The organism is Kingella denitrificans ATCC 33394 (assembly GCF_000190695.1).
GTDB lineage: Bacteria > Pseudomonadota > Gammaproteobacteria > Burkholderiales > Neisseriaceae > Kingella_A > Kingella_A denitrificans.
Genome location: NZ_GL870929.1, coordinates 1788318 through 1811199 on the forward strand (window position 1 = coordinate 1788318; position 22882 = coordinate 1811199).

Here is a 22882-nt window from a genome sequence, read left to right on the forward strand (position 1 = left end):
ACAGCCGCCCGCCGCCCATTGGCATTACCGATTTACCCGACCAACCAACCGACCAGGAGGCCGTTATGAACACGAAAATACTTTCTGCCATCGCCGCACTGATGATGGCCGCAGCCGCCCCAGCCGCGCAACACGGCATGGAACACGCAGGCACGCAGTCCAAGCAGCCTGCACCCGTAACACATCCTTTGCACGGCGACTGGCAGGTGCGCCGTATCCAGGCCGCAGCACCCGCCGCCCCGCTGACGGTCAGCATCCGCGCCGACGGCCGTTTGACCGTTCGCGGCGGCTGCAACGGCCTATCCGTCAACTACCGCATTTCAGGACGCCGACTGCATTTGTCGCACGCCATGTCCACGCTCATGGCCTGTCCGGACGAATCGTTAATGCAGGCGGACGACCAAATCGGCCGCGCATTGCGCCAAACCGCCGGCTACCGTATCAGCGGGAAAACGCTGTGGCTGCTGGACGGGCGCGGCAGAAAGCTGATTGAAACGCAAAAGCAGCCTGCACAGGATTGACGGCAGGCAAAAACAAAATGCAGGCTGCTTTTGAATGGCCCTAAAAGCAGCCTGCACATTTTCCGACAACCCAACCCCCAATCCGCGTTAAAATAGCGCGGATTGGGTTTGTTTTTGATACGGCCCGCAACTTTTTATGAGCGATTCAGGACACACATCATGAAAAAATCCCCCGAATTATTACTCCCCGCCGGCGGCCTCGAACGCATGCAGACCGCCTTCGATTTCGGCGCCGATGCCGTGTATGCCGGCAGCCCGCGCTACTCCCTGCGCGCCCGCAACAACGAATTTGCCAAACTGGACGTGCTGCAACAAGGCATCAGCGAAGCCCACGCGCGCGGCAAAAAATTCTACCTCACCGTGAACACCCTGCCGCACAACAGCAAGCTCAAAACCTTCCACGCCGACATGCAGCCCCTCATCGCCATGAAACCCGACGCACTCATCATGGCAGATCCTGGCCTGATTATGGAAGTGCGTGACAAATACCCCGACATGCCCGTGCACCTGTCCGTGCAGGCCAACACCACCAACTATTGGGGTGTGAAATTCTGGCAAAACATCGGCATGGAACGCATCATCCTGTCGCGCGAATTGAGCATGGACGAAATCGCCGAAATCCGCCAAGAATGCCCCGACATCGAACTGGAAGTGTTCGTGCACGGCGCATTGTGCATCGCCTATTCCGGCCGCTGCCTGCTCTCCGGCTACTTCAACCACCGCGACCCCAACCAAGGCACCTGCACCAACTCCTGCCGCTGGGACTACAAAGTCCACGACACCGAAACGGACGACATGGGCGACGTGAAATCATTGAGCGGTTTCAATTTTCAGGCCGCCCAAGAAGAAGCCAACGCCGCCTTTGAAGGCATCAACGGCCAGCAGCGCCACCCCGCCGCCAACAAAGTCTTCCTGATTGAAGAGAGCAACCGCCCCGGCGAACTCATGCCGATTATGGAAGACGAACACGGCACCTATATCATGAATTCCAAAGACCTGCGCGCCATCGAACAAGTCGCCAAGCTCGCCGAAATCGGCGTGGACAGCCTGAAAGTGGAAGGCCGCACCAAATCCGTGTATTACGTCGCCCGCGTCGCCCAGTCCTACCGCAAAGCGATTGACGATGCCGTGGCTGGTCGCCCCTTCGATTACAGCCTGCTCGCCGAGCTGGAAGGCCTGGCCAACCGCGGCTATACCAGCGGCTTTTTGGAACGCCACCAAACGCAGGAATACCAAAACTACCTCTACGGCCACTCCATCGCCAAGCAGAGCCAGTTTGTCGGCCAAATCAGCGCGGTGGACGAAAACGGCTGGGCAACCATTGACGTGAAAAACCGCTTTGCATTGGGCGACACGCTGGAAATCATCCACCCGAAAGGCAACCAGCTCATCGTCCTGTCCGAAATGAAGCGCAAAGGCGAAAACGTGGACGCCGCGCCCGGCAACGGCATCCAAGTGCAGATTCCGAATATGCACGGACGGGAGAAAGCGCTGGTGGCGCGGGTGATTCAATCGTAACGGCAAGGGTGCAGGCTGCTTTTTGGAATTCGGAAAGCAGCCTGCACGTTAAAAAATACACGTTTCAGGCTGCCTGAAACGCATCGGTATCAATAATCGGTATTCCGTATAACCTGCTTATTAATTAAAGGATTTCTATGCTAAAACCAACTATCCGGCTTTTCGCCCTTATCGCATCCTGTGCCGCTGCTTTGCCGGCCTTTGCCCAAACCTGTGCCCAGGCAGATGCCAAACTCGCCCAAAGCTATCGTGAGATGAAACAATACGGCAATTACAGCGGTACGCCCAATCCGGCCAAGCGGAAACATGCCGCACGCACATTTGAGACCGTCCTTAAAAACTATTTGCGCCGCGCCGATTCGGAACGCTGCCCTTTCCATGCCGCAAAGGAAGAGGGATTGGGCGATACCGGCACGGTCGGCACTATGCGGGCTTTTTCATGGGACGCCCAAAACAGCGGCACATTGCATCACGAACTCACCCTAATCCGATTTAAAGACGCACACGGCAGGGTTCGTTTTCACAGGAAGGAATACGGTTCAGTCGATCAGGTTTTGACAGATACACTCAAAGGCCGCCGCGTTTATCTGTTGATTGGCAGTCTCCAAACGAGCAGTGCGCGAATCGTGCGTTCTGCCGCATGGCACGAAATCCGCGGCAGCCGTTTGGTGCCTGTGGAACTGTTTGCACTCGACAAGCCTTCCTATTTTGTGAATTACGAATACAACTTTAACGTGGGTGCGGATGTGGGCCGGCGCGGCTATTTTCACTACGACCCCATCACACGCACTTTCGACCACCCTGTTGTTAAGGATGATGTTATCCAACCGCAGCGTATGTTTTACCGTTTTGACGGACGGAAATTTGTCCGTACCGGATTGAAACCGTAAATCTTAAAGTTTGCGGGGTGGCATTCTTTGCCTGAGCGTTTTATATGGCGGATTAAAATAACAATGGGGTAGGGCGGCGGGATTTGGAGCGGGCAGGCAGTATGCCAAGGGGGTTGATGCAGCCGTAACGCACACACGCGGTTCTAACCCTGTTGGAATCCGCACTTTCAGGCTGCCTGAAAAACGAAAGATACATGATGATGAATCAAGACAAACGCAAAACCGTGATGCTGTATCCGGCCGCGTCCGGAGATTTGGCGATAGAAATCGGCATGGTCTGCGCGGGGGTGTTGCTGTCGCTGATTATCGGGCTGGATGTGCTGTCAGACATTTCCGGCGGCTGGGTGGGCGCGATGTTCGGTGTGGTGGTGGCGCTGCTGTTTTTCGGCAGGGCAGCGCTGGGCAGTTTTATGTACTGGCGTACGTTCACGGCACGGGATTTTCTGCGGTTGGACAAGGAACGCGGCGTGCTGCTGCACGGTCGTTGGCGTTGGGGCTGGCAGGCGCAGCGGGAATATCCGCTTTCGATGTTTGCGGCGGTGGCGGCGGAAAAGGTGTGGGACAATTATCGCGGTCATTACGGGCGTTTGTGGCTGGAATCGGCAGACGGGCAAAACGATTTGGTGTTGGAGGAAAATTTTCTGCCATACAAAGATTCTCTGCACAGGTTGGACAATATCCAAAGCCATATCGCCCGCACCACGGGTTTGGCCAAACGCCCTGTTATCAACACGGAAATCCGCGCACCAGAAGAAACGGCAGCCGATTTGTCCAAATTGCGCGCACCGAAGCCGGAAATTTTGCCCGCATGGCGGCAGGCGGTGAATTTGGTGGCGGCCGGGTTATGGACTGGGCTGGCGGTTTGGCTGCTGCGTTTGGCGGCGGATTGGCAAAGTGGCGGTCTGCCCAAGCCGCTGTATTTCGGCGCGGGGCTGCTGGCGCTCGGCTTATTGGCGGTGGCGGTATCGGAAGTGCGCTCGGTGTTTCGTGCGCGGCGCGGCGGGAAAACAAGGCAAGCGGTTGGGCGGCAGCCGTCTGAAATCAAGGCGGCACTGGAGGCGGCAAGGCAGGCGAGACATGAAACGCAGCCGAAGCTACCGGAACGCGCCGCACCGAAAACATCAGGCAGGATGGAATTTGCCGTGTATTCGATCGGCACTTTGTTCTCGCGCCTACTATTTTTTCTGCCATTTGTGCTACTGCTGGTGTGGATTGAATTTGGTTGGCAGAGACTATTTTGGCTGGCAGCGCTGCTGTTTGCCGCATGGTGGTTTGTGCGCTCTTGGAATACATTGCACAAGGTGCGTTACAACGCGCAGGAAGACACACTGACGGTGTACCGCCTGCGCGGTTTCAAATGGCAGCCTGAAAAACACTATGCGCTATCGGGATTTTGCGGCATCTACTGCCGCGAAAAATACAGCAGCATGGGCGTGAAAGCGGGCGAAATTTGGCTGGCGGGCAAAGAAGGCGGCAACGACGTGCGGCTGTTGAAGGCGGATTTCCTGTGGCGCGACAACCGTCAGGCGGCGGTGGCAACGGCCAAGAAAATTGCCCGAACCACGGGTCTGCCGCTGTTGGAATATGTCGAGCCCGCCGCAAGGATTGCCTGAAAAGTGCAGGCTGCTTTTGTTTCGCTGATTTATGCATTTGCGGAAAAAGCAGCCTGCACTTTTTATAGTGGATTAAAATTGCAATGATACGGCGTTGACTCGCCTTGACGTACTGTAGTTACACACACATTTTGTCACTATTTCGCTACCATTTTGTCATTGCGCAATGACAAAACTGCTGCAAAATCATAGAATGTGTTGTTTGCAAATTTCATCACCACATTCATGATGTGCCTTATCAATTTCAATCAGTTGTTTTGATGTTAGATAATTATTCTCCACAGCATTCTGTGCATTCAGGCTGTCTTGTGTGGCATTCGTGCTGCTATTGTCAATCGCTGCACCCGTTACCGCTCTGAGAAGGTTTGTTATTGCGCTTACGGTTTCTTTCTGTTCCGCCGTCAATGCGCTACCGTCCATTTCTCCATACAGCCAGGTACTGGTTACTGGCACAGCTGCTTCCACACTGCCTGCGTTAATAGCTCCTGCTAGGGCATTATTGTCTCCTGCTGCTGCAACCGCTGCACCCAATACCGCATGAACTAAAATATGGGCAGATGAGCCTTCGGTATTTTTACTTTTGAAGTATTGCCCAATCTTAATAGGAGATCATGGGCGAAGCAGTTGCCGCTGCAATACCTACCGCGCTTTGTGTCGGTGCGCTTAATTCTGCGGCTATGCTGTTGAGTAGCACTTGTCCGCGCTGCCAGTTGGCAATTTGGCTGTCATATTCCATTTGGCTGATTTCACCTTTTTCCAGTTGTTTTTTAAACCGTCCAGATGTTGATTGATTTCGGTGTTGGCTGCGGTTATCTGCAAGCTGCCGTTTTGCTGTTTGCCATGGTAGGCGGCGGTGTCTTGCACACTTTCTATGTTGAGGTTTCGGCTGTCCGACCGGATGCCTTTGCCGATCACTTGAGCACCTCTGAGTGAGGTGTCGCCGCCGTTCCGGATGATGGTTTGGCTGCCCTTGTCACCAATATGGGTATGCCGGTGGGTGTGGCTTTCGTCATTGCCCCAGCCTTTGCTAATATTGCCATCAACACTAATGCCTAAGTTTACGTTATTGCCCAACTGCGCGGCAGCCTGCACCGGAAGCCTGCAGTGGGTTTTGCCGCCGGAGTGAATGTTGCTGTTTCTACGGTAGTCACTAAAGCACGGCTCGGTTTCCGCAACGGGCGGTCGGGAATGATAAACAGGAGGAGTAATGAGGGAGGTAGGACGAGGCAGTTCATGGGGGAACTTTGTCATCGTGTCCACATGAATTTATATTTAAATTTGCATTTAATAAATGTGTTTTTAACTGTGCTTTATTTAAAGGTAATGAGAATGTGAAAGTATCGAACCAATCCCAAAGCAGCCTGCACTTTCGAAACGGGGTGCAGGCTGCTTTGGGGATTTCATAACCGTTTTAGTCTGCTTTATTCCGCAAATACCGTTTCCAACCCCAACCCACTCTCTTTCACCAAGCGCAAATAAGCCAGCATGAATTTATACCGTGCTTGAGCCAGTTTCTGTTCTGCTTGGGCGACTTCCTGCCGCGCCCGTATCACTTCCAGCCGGTTGCGGATGCCGTATTGTTGGCCGGTTTCGGTCGATTTCAGTTTCAAACGGCTGCTTTCCAAAACCCGTTCTTGCGCCATGATTTGGTAACGCGCCGCACCGCTTTCGGTATAAGCCTGGCGCACGGCGAGTTTGATGTGCCGCTCGGTTGCGGTCAGCTGGGCTTCGGCGGCTCCGTATTGCGCTTCGGCTTCATGGATTTTGCCCGACAATTCTCCGCCGGTATAAAGCGGCAAATTCAACTGTACGCCAACGCTCATCCCTTTGCCCCGATAGTGGTAGTCATTATTCTGCGCAGATGAAGTGTAGAGATTATTCTGATAGCCGACATGGGCGGAAACGGTGGGATAGCGGCTGTTCTGTGCCGCACGAAGCGCCTGTCCGCTGCTTTGCAGGGCAAGCTGCTGCATCCGGTATTCATGATTGTTGGATAAAGCAATACGCTGCCATTCATCCAGACTGTAGCGTTCCAGCTTGGGCAGATAGCGCGCCAGCAGGTTGGCGGTATCGATGGCCTCGATTTGTTTGCTGTCCAGGCCGGTGTAGTCGTTCAGCTGGTTTTCATAGGTTTGTTTCTCGGCCAATACGGCGATTTCTTGGGCCAGGGCATTATCGTAACCGGCTTTGGCTTCGTGAATATCCAGCGCGGTGGCAGCGCCTTTATTGAATAAAGCCTGCGCCTGCCTTACCTGCTGGGCATAAGCCTCTTTTTCCGCGGCATGGGCGGCAACGGTGTCCCGGCTGAGTAAAACGTTGAAATAACTTTCGGCGACTTTCAACAGCAATTCTTCGCGTGCCGCATCGAAACGCTGTTCTGCAGCCTGCGTATCGAACCTGCTTTGGCGGTATTGTGCAATTTTGGCAGCGTCAAATAAGGTTTGTCCCACCTGCACGCTCCATCCCTGTGTTTCGCGGGTGGAAGAAATCGATGGCGGCTGGCGCTGGTAGCTGGCATTGGCGGATACATGGGGAAGGAATGCGGCCTTGGCCTGCTGCTGCCGTGCGCGCACTGCATCACGCTGGTAATGGGACGCTTGAAAATCAGCCGAATGTTGCTGCGCCGCCCGCCATGCTTCAGGCAGCGTAAAAGCCGAAACGGATGGGGAAAGGGATAGGGGCAAGGTAAAAATCGAAATGGGTAGGATATATTTGGAAAAATAGGATTTCATAGCCGAAAATAGTTCATGTTACAAATAGGGCGTTGGTGTCAGGCAAACGGAAATACCGTAATCTTGCATTATCATTATATTGAGCAATGTCATCCGGGCAATGGTTGCAGGCAGCCTGCATGCCCGAACCGGCGGATAACAAATACCCGGTGCGGCATCCGTTTATCGTTCCCTAAAACTTTCGTCCAGTTTGGTTTGCAGCGGGCTTAACAGATAATCCAGCACCCGACGTTTACCGGTTTTAATCTCCGCCGTAACATTCATGCCTGCCGTCAGATTCACCGTTTTGCCGTCAATATTCAAGGTATGTTTGTCCAGCGACACCACCGCCGTATAAACCAAACCCAACTGCTCGTGGCTTACCGCATCGTGGCTGACACTTTTTACCTTGCCCGTCAGATAACCGTAGCGCGTATAGGGAAAGCTCTCAATCTTCACCACCGCATCCTGCCCTTGTTCCACAAAACCGATGTCCTTATTCAACACCAAAACTTCCACATCCATTTTGTCGTCATCGGGTGCAACCACCATCATCTTTTGTGCAGCCTGCACCACACCGCCCACCGTATAGGTGGCCAATTCCTGCACCGTGCCGTCCGCAGGCGACTGTATCGTCATCAGCTGCTGCCGCTGCTTTGCCTTATCCGTCTGGCCGCGGTATTGGTCAATCTGTTCGTTTGCCTGGCGCAGTGCATCCAGCGTATCGCGTTTCAGGTTCTGTGTATTCAGCACCCGATTCTGCTCCGCCTGTGCAATGGCCGCCTGAATCTGCCTCATCTGACCGCGCGTACTTTCCAAATCGTTCCGATTGCTGACTGATTTGCTCTGCTGCTCCAAAAACGCATGTTCCGAAATAAAATTGTCGGCCCGCAAACGGCGGTAGTCTGCTGTTTTCTGCTGCTCTATCGCCCCCACCGAAACCAGCTTCTGCTCCTGCGCCTTGGCCGACTGCAATTCCGCCTGATGGCCGCGCAAAGCCGACTGCAGTTGCGCATCCTGCGCCGCCCATGCCTGATACTGGTTCTGCGCCAATATCTGCGCCGATTGCACATCCGCATCGGAGAGGCCTAAAGACCGTGCCTGCGCCATATCGATATGCGGCACGGTACGGCTTTCCAGCGCCGCCAATACCGCCTCATAACGCAGTTTGGACAATTGGGCAGCCTGCAAAGCCTGCTCCGACTGCACCACATCGCTGTCCGTGCCCACAGCCTCCAGTTCCACCAGCGTTTCTCCCTGTTTCACATGCTGCCCGTCACGCACATGTACCGCCTTCACCACCGCGGTTTCCAGCGGCTGGATGGTTTTGCTGCGCCCGCCCGACACCGTCTTGCCAGAAGCCGCTGCCACAATATCGATTTTGCCGAACCAGGACCACAACAAAGCCAAAAGCGCAAACGCCATAATAAAACGCGCCGCCCATTTCGGAGCGGCAGAGACCGGTGTATCGGTCAGTTCCAAATGCGCGGGCAAAAACGCCAGTTCCTCCGCCGTGCGTTTGGGCGGTTCCAACTGTTCGCGCACCGCCCAAACATTGCGCCATACGGTAATGTAGCGGGAAAGAAAGGATTTCAGGGCGGAGAAAAACATAACGGATATCACCTTGGCAATATAGGAACAGGAAACAATATAAATTATGTAAAGGAATTTTAACGGAAAGCACGGCGGCTGTTAAGGGAAAGGCGGGAATATTGACAAAAAATATCCAAGTCGTTACAAATATTCATTATTTTACTGCGTAACGCAACGCGAAGTGCAGGCTGCTTTGGAAGTGCGGCAAGGTTCGGCAAAAAGCAGCCTGCACATTTAACCAATAACCAAAGGAATCAAATCATGATCGCCATCGTCCTGTTTATCTTTCTGGCCATCTGGATTCTGCTGACCAAATTCACCATGAAAATCGGCAGGTATTTATTCAAACGATACCGCCCCGACAATCCCCGCGCGGAAAAATGGGGCGCGTTTTGGGGATTTATGCTGGCGATGGGCTGGGTGTTGGTTTATTGGACGGTGGAAGCGGTCGTCGTCCGTATTTATGCGGCACAAATGTGCAAGCAGGCGGGGATTACGGTTTATGTGACGCCGGAGCAGTGGAGGAGTCTCACGAAGGAAAGTGCGGATAATTTAAGAAAAAATGCCCCTTTTTATTTTGAAAATAATTCAATTATTTTTGATGGGCATAAATTTGATCGTCTAAATTTAAACTATATACCGGCTGGCATATCAATATATACATTTATTTCAAAAGAAATAAATTATACGACCATGAGATATGAAATTTTTTTAGATAACAATTTGCAGGTTATTTTATTTAAAAGTGTTAGGGTGTCTACACGTTATGCACCTGCTGGAAGTTCTTATAAATTTTGGATAGATAATATTCCAAGTTGTGGCAATGACTCATTTGATTATCTTAATCGTTATTTAGATTTCTCAACCGACCTAAAAAGGTAACATTATGGCAAATATCAATGTCTCCGATTATGTTTTACTAGCAGAAGCCGGTTATGCAGATTTCTCGTTACCCATATCCGCTTTGCGCGCAACGAAAATCAGGCAACAAAAAAGTGCATGCTGCTTTTCGGATGTTCCGTCCGTAAAAAGCAGCCTGCACTTTATAAACGGGGCTGAATCATGATCGCCATCGTGCTGTTTATCTTTCTGATTATCTGGATTCTACTGACCAAATTCGCCATGAAAATCGGCAGATATCTGTTCCGCCGTTTCCGACCCGACAACCCCCGTGCGGAAAAATGGGGTGCGTTTTGGGGGTTTATGCTGGCGATGGGCTGGGTGTTTGTTTTTTGGGCGGTGGAAGTGGTACTGGTCCACCGATATGCTGCCGAACTATGCCAACAGGCAGGATTGAAGGTTTATGTTACCGCCGAACAATGGAAGAATATGGTGGGCGGCGAAGAGGCTTGGAAAAGGATAATTCCGCTCGACCGTAATCCGTCAGCTAATGAGAAAGATAAGGTTCTAGTATATAATGGCAAGCAATACAAGCCTTTTTGGGTATTAAATCAACGAGTTTGGGTTTATATTCAATACAAAACCAAACCGTATACATTGCTTGCTGATAGATTATATTATGATAACCTTACGAATACAGTTTTATTTCAATATGTTACCGTCAATTCAGGAGCTAATGCAAATGATTTACTAGGATTTTTTATACCAAATAGAGAATGTAGAGATACATCAAGCAAACACCTTTTAACCAGTCAATACTTTTGGGGAATTTAATTATGTTTAACCATAAAATTTCAGATTACGTCGCCTTGGCGGAAGCTGGTTATACTGATTTCTCGTTATCCATATCCGCTTTGCGCGCTACGAAAATCAGGCAACAAAAAAGTGCAGGCTGCTTTTCGGATGTTCCGTCCGTAAAAAGCAGCCTGCATTTTATAAACGGGGCTGAATCATGATCGCCATCGTCCTGTTTATCTTTCTGGCCGTCTGGATTCTGCTGACCAAGTTCGCCATGAAAATCGGCTGGTATCTGTTCCGCCGTTTTCGACCCGACAATCCCCGTGCGGAACGGTGGGGTGCGTTTTGGGGGTTTATGCTGGCGATGGGCTGGGTGTTGGTTTATTGGACAGTGGAAGCGGTACTGGTTCGCCGATATGCTGCCGAACTATGCCAACAGGCAGGATTGAAGGTTTATGTTACCGCCGAACAATGGAAGAATATGGTGGGCGGCGAAGAGGCTTGGAAAAGGATAATTCCGCTCAACCGTAATCCGTTATCTATGGATGCAGACATGAAGGATGAAGTGTTCATATTTGACGGCAAGAAATATAAAATAGATTACCAGTATAATGAAAGGGTTGTGGAGTATGTCAGATATGAAACTCGACCTTATAGCTTATTAACTGATTCGATAACTTATGACAGGATTACCCGAACTATCCTATTTCAAGCAACGTCCGTTAGTACAGGCACGAATGCCCCAGATTTGTTGGGTAGTTTGATGTTTTGGATTCCGAAGTGGAGTAACTGCCGTACCGAGGCAGAAAATGAAGAGAGGGCAAAAAATTTGCCTGATTTTCGTAGTACATGGTATTTTTATGAGCAACCTAAAGAAAGGTAATGATTATGAGCAATATCGATATTTCTGATTACACCTTGTTGGCGGAAGCCAGCTATGCGGATTTTTCATTGTCATACGACAAGGAGAGCGGAACGTATCCTGAAAAGTTAAAAGATAAGAATGGCAAAGAGGTTGGTACTAAACAAGCCATAACAGAACTGGGCAAACCCGGAATGGTTGACAAAATCATCAACACCGCTACCTTCAATTCGGAAGACAACAGCAAATCCACCACGGAGCAATTTGCCGAATACCTTACGGATAAATACGAAGTGGCTGCCCACTGGAAAGACCGGGGCGATTTCTTTACCAGCGCGGACAAAGACCAGTCCAGCGGTTTTTCGGGAACGTTGTTTAAAAGCAAAATCTCCGAACAGTATGTGCTGGCTTTGCGCGGTACGGAAGGCGGTAAAGACCTGTTCATTACAGACGGTGGCGATATCGTCAATGACGGCTTGGCGCATCATCAAATCGTGGATATGTATAACTTTTGGCAGCAGATTACCGCACAAAAAGGCAAACCTTACGATGTGATGTATGTTGAGACGTTAGGACAGATTTATGATGTTGCATTAGAAAAAATCAATGAAGCAAAACTTGACGGTGCGGTTGGTTTCTTTACAGACAGCTCTACGGTCAAAATGATCAAAAAGATCCGTTCGGACAAGCTTTACAAGATGGGAGATGAACGACGTTTCGGTTTGGGTATCCACGTAGATAAGGTAACGACAACGGGACATAGTTTGGGTGGTCATCTGTCGGCGGCATTCTCCCGTTTGTTCCCTGATAAGGTGGAGCATTCTTATATGGTAAACGGCGCGGGGTTCGGTGCAAAATCCAATCCTATAAGCTATCTGTTTTCTAATTCCCAAGATAATATTTCGTCTGTTTTTAGTGCATTGGATGGTGCAGATCATTTTGATAAAGCAAAAATTACCAACCTGATCGGCGATAAAAATATCGATGTAGTTGCAAATAACTGGTTTATCGGCCTGTCCCAACCGGGCAAAACGCCGGAACTGTTTATTGAAGAAGCGGGTATCGGAAAAATCTTTGGTCATGCTGCCGGGTCGATGAGCGATACCATGCAGGCTGCATCGCTGTTTTTTGCCATGGACGGAAAATTAAACCAAACTGATCTTTCGGAAGCGCTCAAAACACTGAATCCTGTTTTTAAGGCGGTGACCAATGACGATGAAGAGACGTTGGAAAAAGTGGTTTACCAAATCGGGAAGCTGCTTGGCGATAAAGTGCCGGGGCAGGCTGCCACACGAAACGAGCTGTATGAAAGGATAGCTTCTTTGAAGGCGTTGCTGACAGGCAAGAAGGATGTCGGCGAACTGGAAGATGCACAGGGCGGCAAATACCAATTTGTCTCTTTGGCGACTGATGCAGGTAGCTGGAAAGATGACGTGAGCCAAAATTCCGATAAGGGAACCGCCCTACGCTATGCTTTGCGCGAGCTGAATCCTTTTGCGGTGGTGGGTGCGGATTATACGGCACACAACAGGCACGGCAATCTGAATCTGTATTCCATCGAGAATCCTTACGGCATGACAAATACTTATCTTCAACATCGGGCAGCCATGCTGGCATGGAAGAATGCCATCAATACTGCTAATGTAAGTTATAGTGATGATTTTGGTGCCATCAATTTCAATTATACAGAAATTATTTCGGCTATAGCAGCAGCAGCCACTAGTCCTTTGGCTCCACTTACTACTGCTATTGCTTCTGCAATATCTTTGCTGCCGGCTGATTTGAAAGGTGATTGGACATACGAAGACAAATCTGGAAATCTCTCATTCCATATTGACGGTAAAAATTTGACTGATTTAAGCAACCATTATGTTCGTTTCGGTTCGGATACGATTGACGAACTAAAAGGTGGTGATTTGGAAGATTATCTGTTCGGCGGTGGCAATATTGACACACTCGACGGCGGCGAAGGCGATGACTATATGGAAGGCGGCCAAGGTCTTGACACCTACATCATCAAAGACCACGACACCGTTTTCGACAGCGATATGCAGGGCAAAATCCTCTTCGACAACGGAGGGAAACCCATCCAAATCGACCGTTTCGAGAGCGACGGAGAACAGAACCCCGTCATCTGGCACAGCCCGGACCGGCAATTCACGGCCGTCCGGTACGGCAAAGACCTGATTGTTTCAACTAAATCCGACAAATCAGACAAAGTGACCGTGAAGGATTTCTTTAAAATTGCCAAAGACAACGGCAAAGGCGGTTTAACCGGCCTGGGTATCGAGTTGGACAAGGCAGAGTTGCTCAAACCGGGTATGCAAAACAAGCTGACGGGTATTGCCAACCGTTATAACAATTTTCATGCGAACAGCGGGGGTTATACCGAAATTATAGGCGGCAGTTTGTCGGATACCGTATTCGCGACCAGTTCCGGCATTTGGGCGGAAATGGGCGACGGGAACGACCGTGTCTACGGTTCGATGTCTGCCGATATGATTGACGGCGGGGACGGTAACGATATCCTCAACGGCAGCTCCTTTGTTCCGGCGGGAACCGATAAGCCGCAGGCGGAGTTGGATAAGGATGCGGATATTATTATCGGCGGTAACGGACATGATTTGATTATCGGTATGGCCGGTGACGATACGATTTATACCGGTAAAAAAGACGAACATAAAGAAACCAAACCGACCGGGATGCGCGGCGACTGGGCGTTGGGCCATTTGGGCGACGATACCATTTACGGCAGCCGCGGACAGGATTTTCTGCAAGGCGGGGAAGGTTCGGATATTATTCACGGCGGTGCGGACGACGATGTGATATTGGGGGATAGTTTCATCCGTTTTAGCAGCCGCACTGTGCTGGAGAAGGGCGTGATTCCGGATGCGATCGTCGTGCCGAAATACGAATACAGCACCATTGGTGTGGAGAACCTGCCGGGCAAGGCCATCGGGTTTACCCACAATGCCCAAACGGACAAACTTATCGCGGAATATGCCGTTTCCATTCCGTCGCCACAAAGTTTCGAATGGTCGCTTTCCATCGATAAAGAGAAAGGCGACTATGTTTTGGATACTCCGAAAGGCATTCCTTTGTCGAACGACCAGCACCTTGTAGAAAAAAACGGTGCGGCGGATTATTTGTACGGCGGTACGGGTAATGATTTAATTATTGGGCAGACGGGCGACGATTTCCTGTTTGGCGAGAAAGGCAACGATATTTTGTGGGGCGACGACAACCGCGATTTGTCCGTTGCCGGCAACGACTATCTGGACGGCGGCGAAGGCAACGATACGCTGTACGGCGGTTTGGGCAATGACACTTTAACAGGCGGCACCGGCAGCAACACGCTGGATGGTGGCGAGGGGTTCGATACCTATGTCATTACCGGCGAAGAGTTTGCCCAAACCACAGCAACCCCTGCCGAGAAAAAATCGCACAATATTATTCGGGATTCGGACGGCCAGGGAAAAATCTTGGTTCAAGATATCGATTTAGGCAGCCTGCACTGGCAATTGAACAAAGGAACCGGCAAATGGTCGGCTCGGGGGCAAGAGATTGCCCTGGCGCAAAACGGCAATGATTTGCTGGTGCAGAACAAAGACGGCATTACCGTTGCCACGGTAAGCAATTTCCAAAACGGCCATTTGGGCATTACTTTGCCCGGCTTCGCAGCACAGACAGACAAGCCCCAATCTGAGCCTGCGCCGACGCCACAACCTGTCCAACCACAACCTGTTCAGCCACAACCTGTTCAGCCACAACCTGTTCAGCCACAACCTGTTCAGCCACAACCTGTTCAGCCACAACCTGTTCAGCCGCAACCTGTTCAGCCGCAACCTGTTCAGCCGCAACCTGTTCAGCCGCAACCTGTTCAGCCGCAACCTGTTCAACCTGCACCGGCCACCCAAACCGTTATTGAGGGCGGCAGCGGTAACGAAACCTTCCATGCCGACGTTTCGGGCAGCCTGGTTAAAGCGCGAGGCGGCAACGATTGGGTTCACGGCAGCGACGGTGACGACACCCTTATCGGCGGTGCGGGCAATGATGTGCTGTACGGCCAGGCGGGTCATGACGAACTTTACGGCGAGGACGGCGACGACCGCCTCTACGGTGGGGAAGGTGACGACAAACTCGCCGGCGGCCGCGGCAGCGACTACTTGGCCGGTGGTGCAGGTTCCGACCGCTATGTGTTCGAACGCAACTTCGGCAAAGACTTTGTCATGAATTTGGATACTTCTCCGGACAGCACCGATACTCTGCGGATAACCGACGGCTATACGCCGGACGATTTCACCTTCAAACGCGACGGCGACAACCTTGTCATCACCGAAAAAGCCGATAGCGGCAATGAAATCACCGTGCACAAACACTTCTCCGCCGACTACCGCGGCGCGTATGCGATAGACCGCATTGTGTTCGACAACCAGAAGGTGCTGGATACGCAGGCGGTGAACGCACTCGTCCGGCAAGATGCGGCACTGGCCAATGCCGCCAACCACATGGTACAGGCAATGGCCGGTTTCGGTGCGGGCAGCGGAGCAACGGCCGGCAACCTGATGCAGAATGCCGCCCACCAGCCTTTGCTGCTGGCCGCCTCATCGGTGTAGTCCAATCTGATTAGATCAGTGAAAAAGAAGTGCAGGTTGCCTGAAAAGACAGAAAAAGTCTTTCAGACAGCCTGCACTTTGGTTTCGTTTCAGCCAGCAAACGGCAGTCTGAAAGCGCAGAGCATTACGAAAAAGCAGCCTGCACTCCCATCCCCCTCTGTTTACCCGTTCTGTAAATCATACAGATAGCGGTAATATCCGTTCGGCTTCGCCAGCAATTCCTGCTGCGTTCCCGCTTCCACAATCCTGCCTTTATCCATGGCAATAATCCGGTGCGCCGTTTTAACGGTGGACAGACGGTGGGCGATAATCAGCACCGTCCGGTTGGCGCAAATGGCCTGCATATTCTGCATAATCGCCCGTTCGCTTTCATAATCCAGCGCGCTGGTGGCTTCGTCAAAAATCAGAATACGCGGATTGGTGATTAACGCGCGGGCAATCGCAATGCGCTGCCGCTGTCCGCCCGACAAGCCTGCCCCTTGTTCGCCCACCACGGTGTCGTAGCCTTCCGGCAGCTCCATAATAAACTCGTGCGCACCCGCCAGTTTGGCCGCTTCGATAATGCGTTCCAACGGCATACCCGTATCCGTCAGCGCGATATTGTCGCGTATGCTGCGGTTGAGCAGCACATTCTCCTGCAAGACCACGCCCACCTGCCGCCGCAGCCAGGCAGGAGCGGCCAGAGCCAAATCGTTGCCGTCCACCAACACCCGTCCCTGCTCCGGCACATACAGACGCTGCACCAATTTGGTGAGTGTGGATTTGCCCGACCCCGAACGTCCCACAATCCCCAGCACTTCTCCCGCCCGAATCCGCAGGTTCAAATCCTGCAGAATCAGCCTGCCGTCCGCCTTATAGCGGAAATCGACATGTTCGAACGTAATCTCCCCCCGGATATCGGGCAGAGCCAAACGCGAAGACGCGTTCTCGGTCGGCGCATTCAGAATATCCCCCAAACGCGCCACCGAAATCCCCACCTGCTGGAAATCCTGCCACAACTGCGCCAAACGGATCACGGGCGCCGCCACCTGTCCCGAGAGCATATTGAACGCAATCAGTTGCCCCACCGTCAGCTTGCCCTCAATCACCAGTCTTGCGCCAATCCACAACGTCGCCACCGTCACCAGCTTCTGAATCAGCTGCACCCCCTGCTGGCCGACCACCGCCAGCTTCGTGACCCGAAATCCCGAAGCTACATAAGCCGCCAACTGGTTGTCCCAACGCTGCGTCATCTGCGGCTCCACCGCCATCGCCTTTACCGTACCCACCGCAGTGATGCTTTCCACCAAAAACGACTGGTTGTCTGCATTGCGCGCAAACTTATCGTTCAGACGCGTCCGCAGTATCGGGCTGATAAATGCCGACCAAAACGCATAGGCAGGCAACGAAGCCAATACCACCCAAGTCAGTGTGGAACTGTAATACCACATCACTGCCAGAAAGATAAACGAAAACGCCAAATCCAATACCGAAGTCAGCGCCTGACCGGTCAGGAAATTGCGAATCTGCTCCAATTCCCGCACCCGAGCCACCGTATCACCCACCCGTCTGTGCTCGAAATAGGATAAAGGCAAAGAAAGCAGATGCCGGAACAGCCGCGCGCCCAATTCCACATCAATACGCGAAGTCGTATGTGCAAACAGATACGTCCGCAAACCACCCAACACAATCTCAAACAGCGACACCACCAACAAAGCCACCGCCACCACATCCAAAGTAGAGAACCCCCGATGCACCAGCACCTTGTCCATCACCACCTGGAAAAACAGAGGCGTAACCAGCGCAAACAGCTGCAACACCACCGACACCACCAATACCTCAAAAAACAGCCGGCGGTATTTGATTACCGCCGGAATAAACCAGGTAAAGTCAAATTTAGCCAAACTGCCCAATACCGAAGCGCGGGAAGCAACCAATATCAGTTTGCCCGAATATCGGTTAGAAAACTCGGCAAAAGACAATACCGCAGACTTATTCGTAATCAAATCCTGTATCAAAAATTGGGCATTCTCACCCTCACCGTCTGTTTTGGCCAAAATAAAATGGTTGCCGTCATCACACCATACCAATGCGGGTAAAGTCGCCATAGCCAAACGTTTGACAGGCTGGCGGACTACCTTTGCCTTCAATCCCAAAGATTTGGCAGCCAAAAGCCATTGTGTTTCATTTAAATCGCTTTGTGCGGAAGCACAGAATTCATGTTGTATATCGGCAGGATTGGCGGCAATGCCGTGGTAGTGGGCGAGGATGATGAGGGCGGAAAGGGCGGGGATGGAATAGGGAGGATGCATAAAATATAAACCATTGAAAAATCAATGGTAATAAGATTGTAAAGATTGGAAAATAAACTATTTTGCCATTGTAAAAAACACAGCCTAATTTGTAAAGCGCTACATGGAAATAGTTTTGAGCGCGTGTTTCCAGGGAAATTTTTTGAATATTTACTCTTTTGAAATTTGTTTTTGGAATCAAATAAATTTACTAACTCAAACAGATAATTGACAAATTATCTGTTTGAGTTAGAATAGTGAGAACCATTATTAAAAATTTAACAAAATAATGATTTTAATCAAAAATTACAAATATTTAGATTTCTGCCTATTTGCCTTATCCGCCCTACTTTATGCCTTTTGGCACGCATTTTTTCCTTTGCTGTTGCTTTCCTTTGTTTTTCTTTGGTATCGGCGGGAATTGGCTTGGCGGATTAAGCGGGAAAAGCCCAAATTTTTTTGGGGTTTATTCAGTTTGGAGGAAGAGGCCCATCCGTTTGTCAATGTTAGATTTTGGTTTTTTGGAGTAGCTGTTACTGTAATTATTGCATTTATAATGATGCTATTTACTTATAAATATGATGATAGCGTTAGAAAAGTATTTGGAATGTTTTCACCTATATTTTATGACACAGTGGCGTATATTTATCCCGGTCATGTAAATAGCGAATTCGCGATTGTCAAACGGGCGATACAAGATGCATTGGCTGCTCAAAATATCCATACTGTTGTAACAGATGAAATTGTCCGAAATGAGTTAAATAGTAGAAGTGCCAAGAACCTTTTACTGAATTACCATTATGATTTTGTATGCCTGACTGTGTACGTTATCATCTTTGCGCGCCCGCTGATTATGCAGCCTTTTTACCAAGCGGCAATGAAGGATCCGAACCGCCAATTTCATTGGAAAAAACTGAATTTATGGCGGATATTCATTAGTGTGTCGTTTATAGGGATTCTTTACTATATGTTTTTCCTAACGCCGATTCATCGGGATAATTGCGCCGAAATCCATAATCGGGCGGCGCTGTTGTGCAGCAATTTGGCAACTTCGGGAAAATATATCGCGTTTCCGGCAAGGATTTCGGCTTATTGGGCATCGATTTTGTTTATGGTTCAGATGTTTATTGATGGTTATTTGGTGAAACAGGAGATAGGGCATGACAACACCAACTAAAAATGAGCAAAATACGTCTTTATTTTGGTCGGATGAGAAACTCAAAGAAATGAGGACAGATTTTGAAATACATGTAAAAAGTATTTCAAATATGATTCAGTGGGCATTGACTTTGGGTGAGCACGAAAGTGAAGAGTTTAGAAACGAACTGAAGGCGATATCCCAACGTACCGAGCCTGCACTTAAAGAGGTGTTGTTTATTGGCAGCAACTTTCTATCCATTTTTGATGCTAAATTTGTTGCAGCACGATCAGGAAACAACTCTGGATCTGGGGGGCTTGTGTATAATGGGGTAAAACAGATTATCCTGAGCACAAAGGATTTTCTTGATGATCCTAGGAACATAGTTCCTGTCATCAAAAACCTGGTGAATGATTTACAAGATAGCTTTTTGAAATTTGTTAATGCTGTTAAAAATTGGGCCACTATTCAGGCTGAACTCAGCAATGTATTAAAAAAAGGTAGTGCTTCAATAAAAAATTTCATACGAAATAAAGGATTTAGTAATCTTGTAGATACTGCTATTGCTAAAGGATTTAGTAATTTTCTAGATCCTAAACTTATTGCAGGTAATTCTAGAAGTAAACTGTTCAATCTGGCAGTTGCCATTATCACTGGTGCTGGCTTCGGTAATACTGATGGAGTTGTATCTGATCCACAATCGACCCAAAAAACGATTATCCAAAATATATTGGGTGCAGTGTTTGGTATTGTTGGAGGAGGTGCACTGGCAACGCTTTTTATGCCTGCTGCTGCAGGTACTGTAGCAACAATTACCATAGGCGTATTGGCAGGGATAGTTGCGGATTTTGTCTGGGAATACGCGGTTCCAAAATCGTGGAAACAATTGGGAACTGATGTCCTTTCTGATATTTATGATCATGTTGTTGCACACAGAACCATTCTTATCAAAGGAGTAGAATCTTTATTTCCTGGGCCAACTTTTATAATAGAGGAAGTTACGGATAGTGTTATAACTTATTTTATAGAGGATGATCGTATAGAAAGGAAATTACCTGTACCTGTCGCTAAACATCAGGGAGATAAACTTGATATTCTCAAACCTGTGTCTAAAGATAAATATAAATCGCTTTTTGAGCAAGTCATTGACACAGGAAAAATTAGAACATTAATCGTTAATGGTGAAACATTTACTATTGATGATGCCGTCTCTTCCATCATCATCCGTAACAATTTGGACAAGATTGCACCAGAAACTTTTGTGACTTCGCATATCCTAATTAAGCCAGGTGAAAAACTGCAGCTGGGGAATGGTAAGGATTATTATGAGGTAAAAGCAAATGATACCATTGCTAGTATAGCCAAATCGAACCATATGATGGTAAAAGAACTTGTCACATTGAATCCATGGTTGGCCGATGATAACCGCATTAAATTCTATCAAAATAAACTGATTTTGCCTAATGAAACATCGTTAGCAACTGATACACATACCAGTCATGAATACGGTGATGAGGGTACTAGGAATACTGTTGCTCATTCTAATAAAGCATCATCGCATAATAACAGCAATCATGCGTTTACTGCGGCCGATACTTCTGCACATGATTATTTTGCTGATTTTGATGGGGGTGATGACAAGTTTTATGGCAGTTTAAAAGGAGGTGATACGTTTGCAGGAGGTAAAGGAAATGATATTTACTATATAAATTTTAATGGGGAGAGAAGTGATACGATTATTGACGAAGGGAAAAACGAGCTGCATGTGATAGATGAAAAAGGCAATGTTGTCCGTTTAACGGGTGGATCTCGCAATAAGGACACGATGCCGGAGCGGACATTTGTCAGCGATGACGGACATTATGTTTTTCATGTTGATGAACATAATATGCTCAGCGTGTTACGTGCAGAAGATGTGAAAAAAGCTGGTAATGGTGATTTGTCCGAAGGAATGACGAAAATTATTGCCAACAAGAAAACCAAACACCATGCTTCTAAAAAGCAGCCTGCAGGCGGATATGCGAATAATCCAGGTAGTAGTAATGCAGGTGCTGGCAATGCGGGCGGTAATCATTCAAATACCGGCAATTCGGGTAGCAATCATTCGGATAGCGGAAAGAATCAGGCTGGCAATCCCTCTGCTGTGCCAGAACCCAAAGAAATTCGTGTTCCTAATTTTGGCAATGGTGGGTTTGGCATCAATTTAAAGGATGATCCGCAAGAACCCGATCCATTCCCTTCCGTACCGGAACCTGCTCCTGATTCGGCACCGGGATATGGGGACGCGCCTCGTACATCATCTCCCATCATCTTTGATTTGAATGGGGATGGTGTAACTACCGTTGCCAAAGACAGCGATATTATCCGATTTGATTTGGATAATAATGGTTTTGCTGAACGGACGGGCTGGGTTAACAAATATGATGGATTATTGGTGCGCGATCTTAACGGAAATGGACGTATCGATAATGGTGGTGAATTGTTTGGCAACTATACCAAGCTAGCCAATGGTCAAATGGCAGCCAACGGCTTTGAGGCGCTCAATGATTTAGATGATAATCATGATGGTCAAATTACTGCAGCTGATACTGCATGGAAAACGCTCAGAATTTGGCAAGATAGCAACCAAGATGCTCATTCGGCCAAAGGAGAGTTGAGCACTTTAGATGAGTTAGGAATTACGTCAATTTCTACAAAATATCAGAATAGCACCGAAATAGATACTGCGGGCAATGCTCATAAACAAATAAGCAGTGCTCGTCGTAGCGACGGCAGTTCTATAGCTGTATCGGATGTGTGGTTTACTACACATCTAGCAGACACCAGTCAAAAAAATAAAAAAGCTGTGTCTTCTGAAATCGCGTTATTACCTAATATTCGTAGTTTTGGTAATGTGCCTGATTTACATCAAGCGATGATAGTTAATCAAAAATTAAAACAGGCTGTAGAGACCTACCTTGCATCCAATAAAAAACAACGTACTGCACAAATAGATTCATTAATTTACTTATGGACAGGGGTAGCAGGTGTTCCTGCTAATTCGCGTGGTATTTATATTGATGGACGTCAATTAGCTGCATTAGAAGCATTGACTGGAGAACCATTTTTGCAGTTGGGGCGCAACCCTAATCCAAATCATGGAGGAGGGCCAATACTAGCTGCTGAGTATAATAAATTTGCACATTATGTAGCTGCACATCTTGATGCTTACGGAAATCCATTATTTATCAGATACCATGATAGAGAAGCGGGCCGAGAAATTTATAACTTCAATAAATTAAACTCTTATATTCAAATGCTTATTTTAGATAATAAGCTAGATGAAATAGCTAATATAGGTCAAATAATTCAGGGTCTTATTGCTTATGATAGCTATCAAAAAGATTTATGGCAAAAGAACGTACATAAATTTATTCTAAGTGATTATAGATGGGCTTATTTGATCACTAGTTCCTATACAGAAGGTACTAAATCGGCAGATACCCTACATGGGAAAGTGAGCAATGAGTTTA

General features: G+C 49.0%; 16 protein-coding genes. 11 read left to right on the top strand and 5 right to left on the bottom strand.

The features are described 5' to 3' along the window. Nucleotides 1-65 precede the first annotated feature (65 nt). From HMPREF9098_RS11220 to HMPREF9098_RS08945, 4 genes are all read left to right on the top strand, one after another. Complete coding sequence (locus HMPREF9098_RS11220) at nt 66-521, top strand: META domain-containing protein (protein ID WP_003784072.1); 456 nt, start codon at nt 66-68, stop codon at nt 519-521. A 159-nt stretch (nt 522-680) separates the two neighbouring features. Continuing rightward, on the top strand, nt 681-2039 hold the full coding sequence (trhP, locus tag HMPREF9098_RS08935) for a prephenate-dependent tRNA uridine(34) hydroxylase TrhP (RefSeq protein ID WP_003784076.1): 1359 nt from the start codon (nt 681-683) through the stop codon (nt 2037-2039). A gap of 137 nt (nt 2040-2176) precedes the next feature. Then, complete coding sequence (locus tag HMPREF9098_RS08940) at nt 2177-2929, top strand: hypothetical protein (protein WP_003784077.1); 753 nt, start codon at nt 2177-2179, stop codon at nt 2927-2929. A gap of 194 nt (nt 2930-3123) precedes the next feature. Then, nucleotides 3124-4542, top strand: a complete 1419-nt coding sequence (locus HMPREF9098_RS08945; protein WP_003784079.1) for a hypothetical protein — start codon at nt 3124-3126, stop codon at nt 4540-4542. A 186-nt stretch (nt 4543-4728) separates the two neighbouring features. Here the strand turns inward: HMPREF9098_RS08945 and HMPREF9098_RS12250 are convergent, their stop codons facing one another. The 4 genes from HMPREF9098_RS12250 to HMPREF9098_RS08960 form a co-directional block, all read right to left on the bottom strand. Beyond that, complete coding sequence (locus tag HMPREF9098_RS12250) at nt 4729-5007, bottom strand: VENN motif pre-toxin domain-containing protein (protein ID WP_169309626.1); 279 nt, start codon at nt 5005-5007, stop codon at nt 4729-4731. Nucleotides 5008-5217: 210 nt separating this feature from the next. Then, nucleotides 5218-5793, bottom strand: a complete 576-nt coding sequence (locus tag HMPREF9098_RS12255) for a hemagglutinin repeat-containing protein (protein WP_169309627.1) — start codon at nt 5791-5793, stop codon at nt 5218-5220. Between the two features lie 170 nt (nt 5794-5963). Then, nucleotides 5964-7274 carry a TolC family protein gene (locus HMPREF9098_RS08955; RefSeq protein WP_003784087.1) on the bottom strand — a complete coding sequence of 437 codons (1311 nt, stop codon included), beginning with the start codon at nt 7272-7274 and terminating at the stop codon, nt 5964-5966. Between the two features lie 162 nt (nt 7275-7436). Further along, the gene (locus HMPREF9098_RS08960) at nt 7437-8864 is read right to left on the bottom strand and encodes an HlyD family type I secretion periplasmic adaptor subunit (RefSeq protein WP_003784091.1); all 1428 of its coding nucleotides are present in this window, start codon (nt 8862-8864) and stop codon (nt 7437-7439) included. Between the two features lie 243 nt (nt 8865-9107). Between HMPREF9098_RS08960 and HMPREF9098_RS12260 the strand changes: the two genes are divergently transcribed. The 5 genes from HMPREF9098_RS12260 to HMPREF9098_RS12400 all read left to right on the top strand — a co-directional run bounded on the left by HMPREF9098_RS12260 (nt 9108) and on the right by HMPREF9098_RS12400 (nt 15962). Further along, on the top strand, nt 9108-9728 hold the full coding sequence (locus HMPREF9098_RS12260; RefSeq protein ID WP_003784093.1) for a hypothetical protein: 621 nt from the start codon (nt 9108-9110) through the stop codon (nt 9726-9728). Between the two features lie 4 nt (nt 9729-9732). Next, on the top strand, nt 9733-9912 hold the full coding sequence (locus HMPREF9098_RS11780; protein ID WP_147285376.1) for a hypothetical protein: 180 nt from the start codon (nt 9733-9735) through the stop codon (nt 9910-9912). Beyond that, entirely contained in the window at nt 9909-10520 is a 612-nt protein-coding gene (locus HMPREF9098_RS12265; protein WP_003784094.1) for a hypothetical protein, read from the top strand. Before HMPREF9098_RS11780 ends, HMPREF9098_RS12265 begins: the two co-directional genes overlap by 4 nt. 178 nt (nt 10521-10698) lie before the next feature. Beyond that, nucleotides 10699-11367, top strand: a complete 669-nt coding sequence (locus HMPREF9098_RS12270) for a cytochrome c oxidase subunit II (protein ID WP_003784095.1) — start codon at nt 10699-10701, stop codon at nt 11365-11367. Next, complete coding sequence (locus tag HMPREF9098_RS12400; protein WP_003784096.1) at nt 11367-15962, top strand: calcium-binding protein; 4596 nt, start codon at nt 11367-11369, stop codon at nt 15960-15962. The genes HMPREF9098_RS12270 and HMPREF9098_RS12400 overlap by 1 nt, the downstream gene beginning before the upstream one ends. 161 nt (nt 15963-16123) lie before the next feature. Here HMPREF9098_RS12400 and HMPREF9098_RS08985 read toward each other — a convergent pair whose 3' ends face one another. Then, on the bottom strand, nt 16124-18253 hold the full coding sequence (locus tag HMPREF9098_RS08985; protein WP_003784101.1) for a type I secretion system permease/ATPase: 2130 nt from the start codon (nt 18251-18253) through the stop codon (nt 16124-16126). Nucleotides 18254-18521: 268 nt separating this feature from the next. Here HMPREF9098_RS08985 and HMPREF9098_RS08990 point away from each other — a divergent pair, with 268 nt between their 5' ends. Both HMPREF9098_RS08990 and HMPREF9098_RS11985 read left to right on the top strand, forming a co-directional pair. Next, the gene (locus HMPREF9098_RS08990; RefSeq protein WP_003784103.1) at nt 18522-19409 is read left to right on the top strand and encodes a hypothetical protein; all 888 of its coding nucleotides are present in this window, start codon (nt 18522-18524) and stop codon (nt 19407-19409) included. Beyond that, a partial coding sequence (locus HMPREF9098_RS11985; RefSeq protein ID WP_003784106.1) for an SPM autocatalytic domain-containing protein occupies nt 19393-22882 on the top strand: 3490 nt, incomplete at its 3' end. The genes HMPREF9098_RS08990 and HMPREF9098_RS11985, both read left to right, overlap by 17 nt.

What these genes read in the sequence shown, in the direction of transcription:
- HMPREF9098_RS08945 (WP_003784079.1), top strand. Translation starts at nt 3,124, where the DNA reads ATGATGATGAATCAAGACAAACGCAAAACCGTGATGCTGTATCCGGCC.
- HMPREF9098_RS08990 (WP_003784103.1), top strand. Translation starts at nt 18,522, where the DNA reads ATGATTTTAATCAAAAATTACAAATATTTAGATTTCTGCCTATTTGCC.
- HMPREF9098_RS08955 (WP_003784087.1), bottom strand. Translation starts at nt 7,274, where the DNA reads ATGAAATCCTATTTTTCCAAATATATCCTACCCATTTCGATTTTTACC.
- HMPREF9098_RS11220 (WP_003784072.1), top strand. Translation starts at nt 66, where the DNA reads ATGAACACGAAAATACTTTCTGCCATCGCCGCACTGATGATGGCCGCA.
- HMPREF9098_RS12270 (WP_003784095.1), top strand. Translation starts at nt 10,699, where the DNA reads ATGATCGCCATCGTCCTGTTTATCTTTCTGGCCGTCTGGATTCTGCTG.
- HMPREF9098_RS08960 (WP_003784091.1), bottom strand. Translation starts at nt 8,864, where the DNA reads ATGTTTTTCTCCGCCCTGAAATCCTTTCTTTCCCGCTACATTACCGTA.
- HMPREF9098_RS08985 (WP_003784101.1), bottom strand. Translation starts at nt 18,253, where the DNA reads ATGCATCCTCCCTATTCCATCCCCGCCCTTTCCGCCCTCATCATCCTC.
- HMPREF9098_RS12400 (WP_003784096.1), top strand. Translation starts at nt 11,367, where the DNA reads ATGATTATGAGCAATATCGATATTTCTGATTACACCTTGTTGGCGGAA.
- HMPREF9098_RS12265 (WP_003784094.1), top strand. Translation starts at nt 9,909, where the DNA reads ATGATCGCCATCGTGCTGTTTATCTTTCTGATTATCTGGATTCTACTG.
- HMPREF9098_RS12260 (WP_003784093.1), top strand. Translation starts at nt 9,108, where the DNA reads ATGATCGCCATCGTCCTGTTTATCTTTCTGGCCATCTGGATTCTGCTG.
- trhP (WP_003784076.1), top strand. Translation starts at nt 681, where the DNA reads ATGAAAAAATCCCCCGAATTATTACTCCCCGCCGGCGGCCTCGAACGC.
- HMPREF9098_RS08940 (WP_003784077.1), top strand. Translation starts at nt 2,177, where the DNA reads ATGCTAAAACCAACTATCCGGCTTTTCGCCCTTATCGCATCCTGTGCC.
- HMPREF9098_RS11780 (WP_147285376.1), top strand. Translation starts at nt 9,733, where the DNA reads ATGGCAAATATCAATGTCTCCGATTATGTTTTACTAGCAGAAGCCGGT.
- HMPREF9098_RS12255 (WP_169309627.1), bottom strand. Translation starts at nt 5,793, where the DNA reads ATGACAAAGTTCCCCCATGAACTGCCTCGTCCTACCTCCCTCATTACT.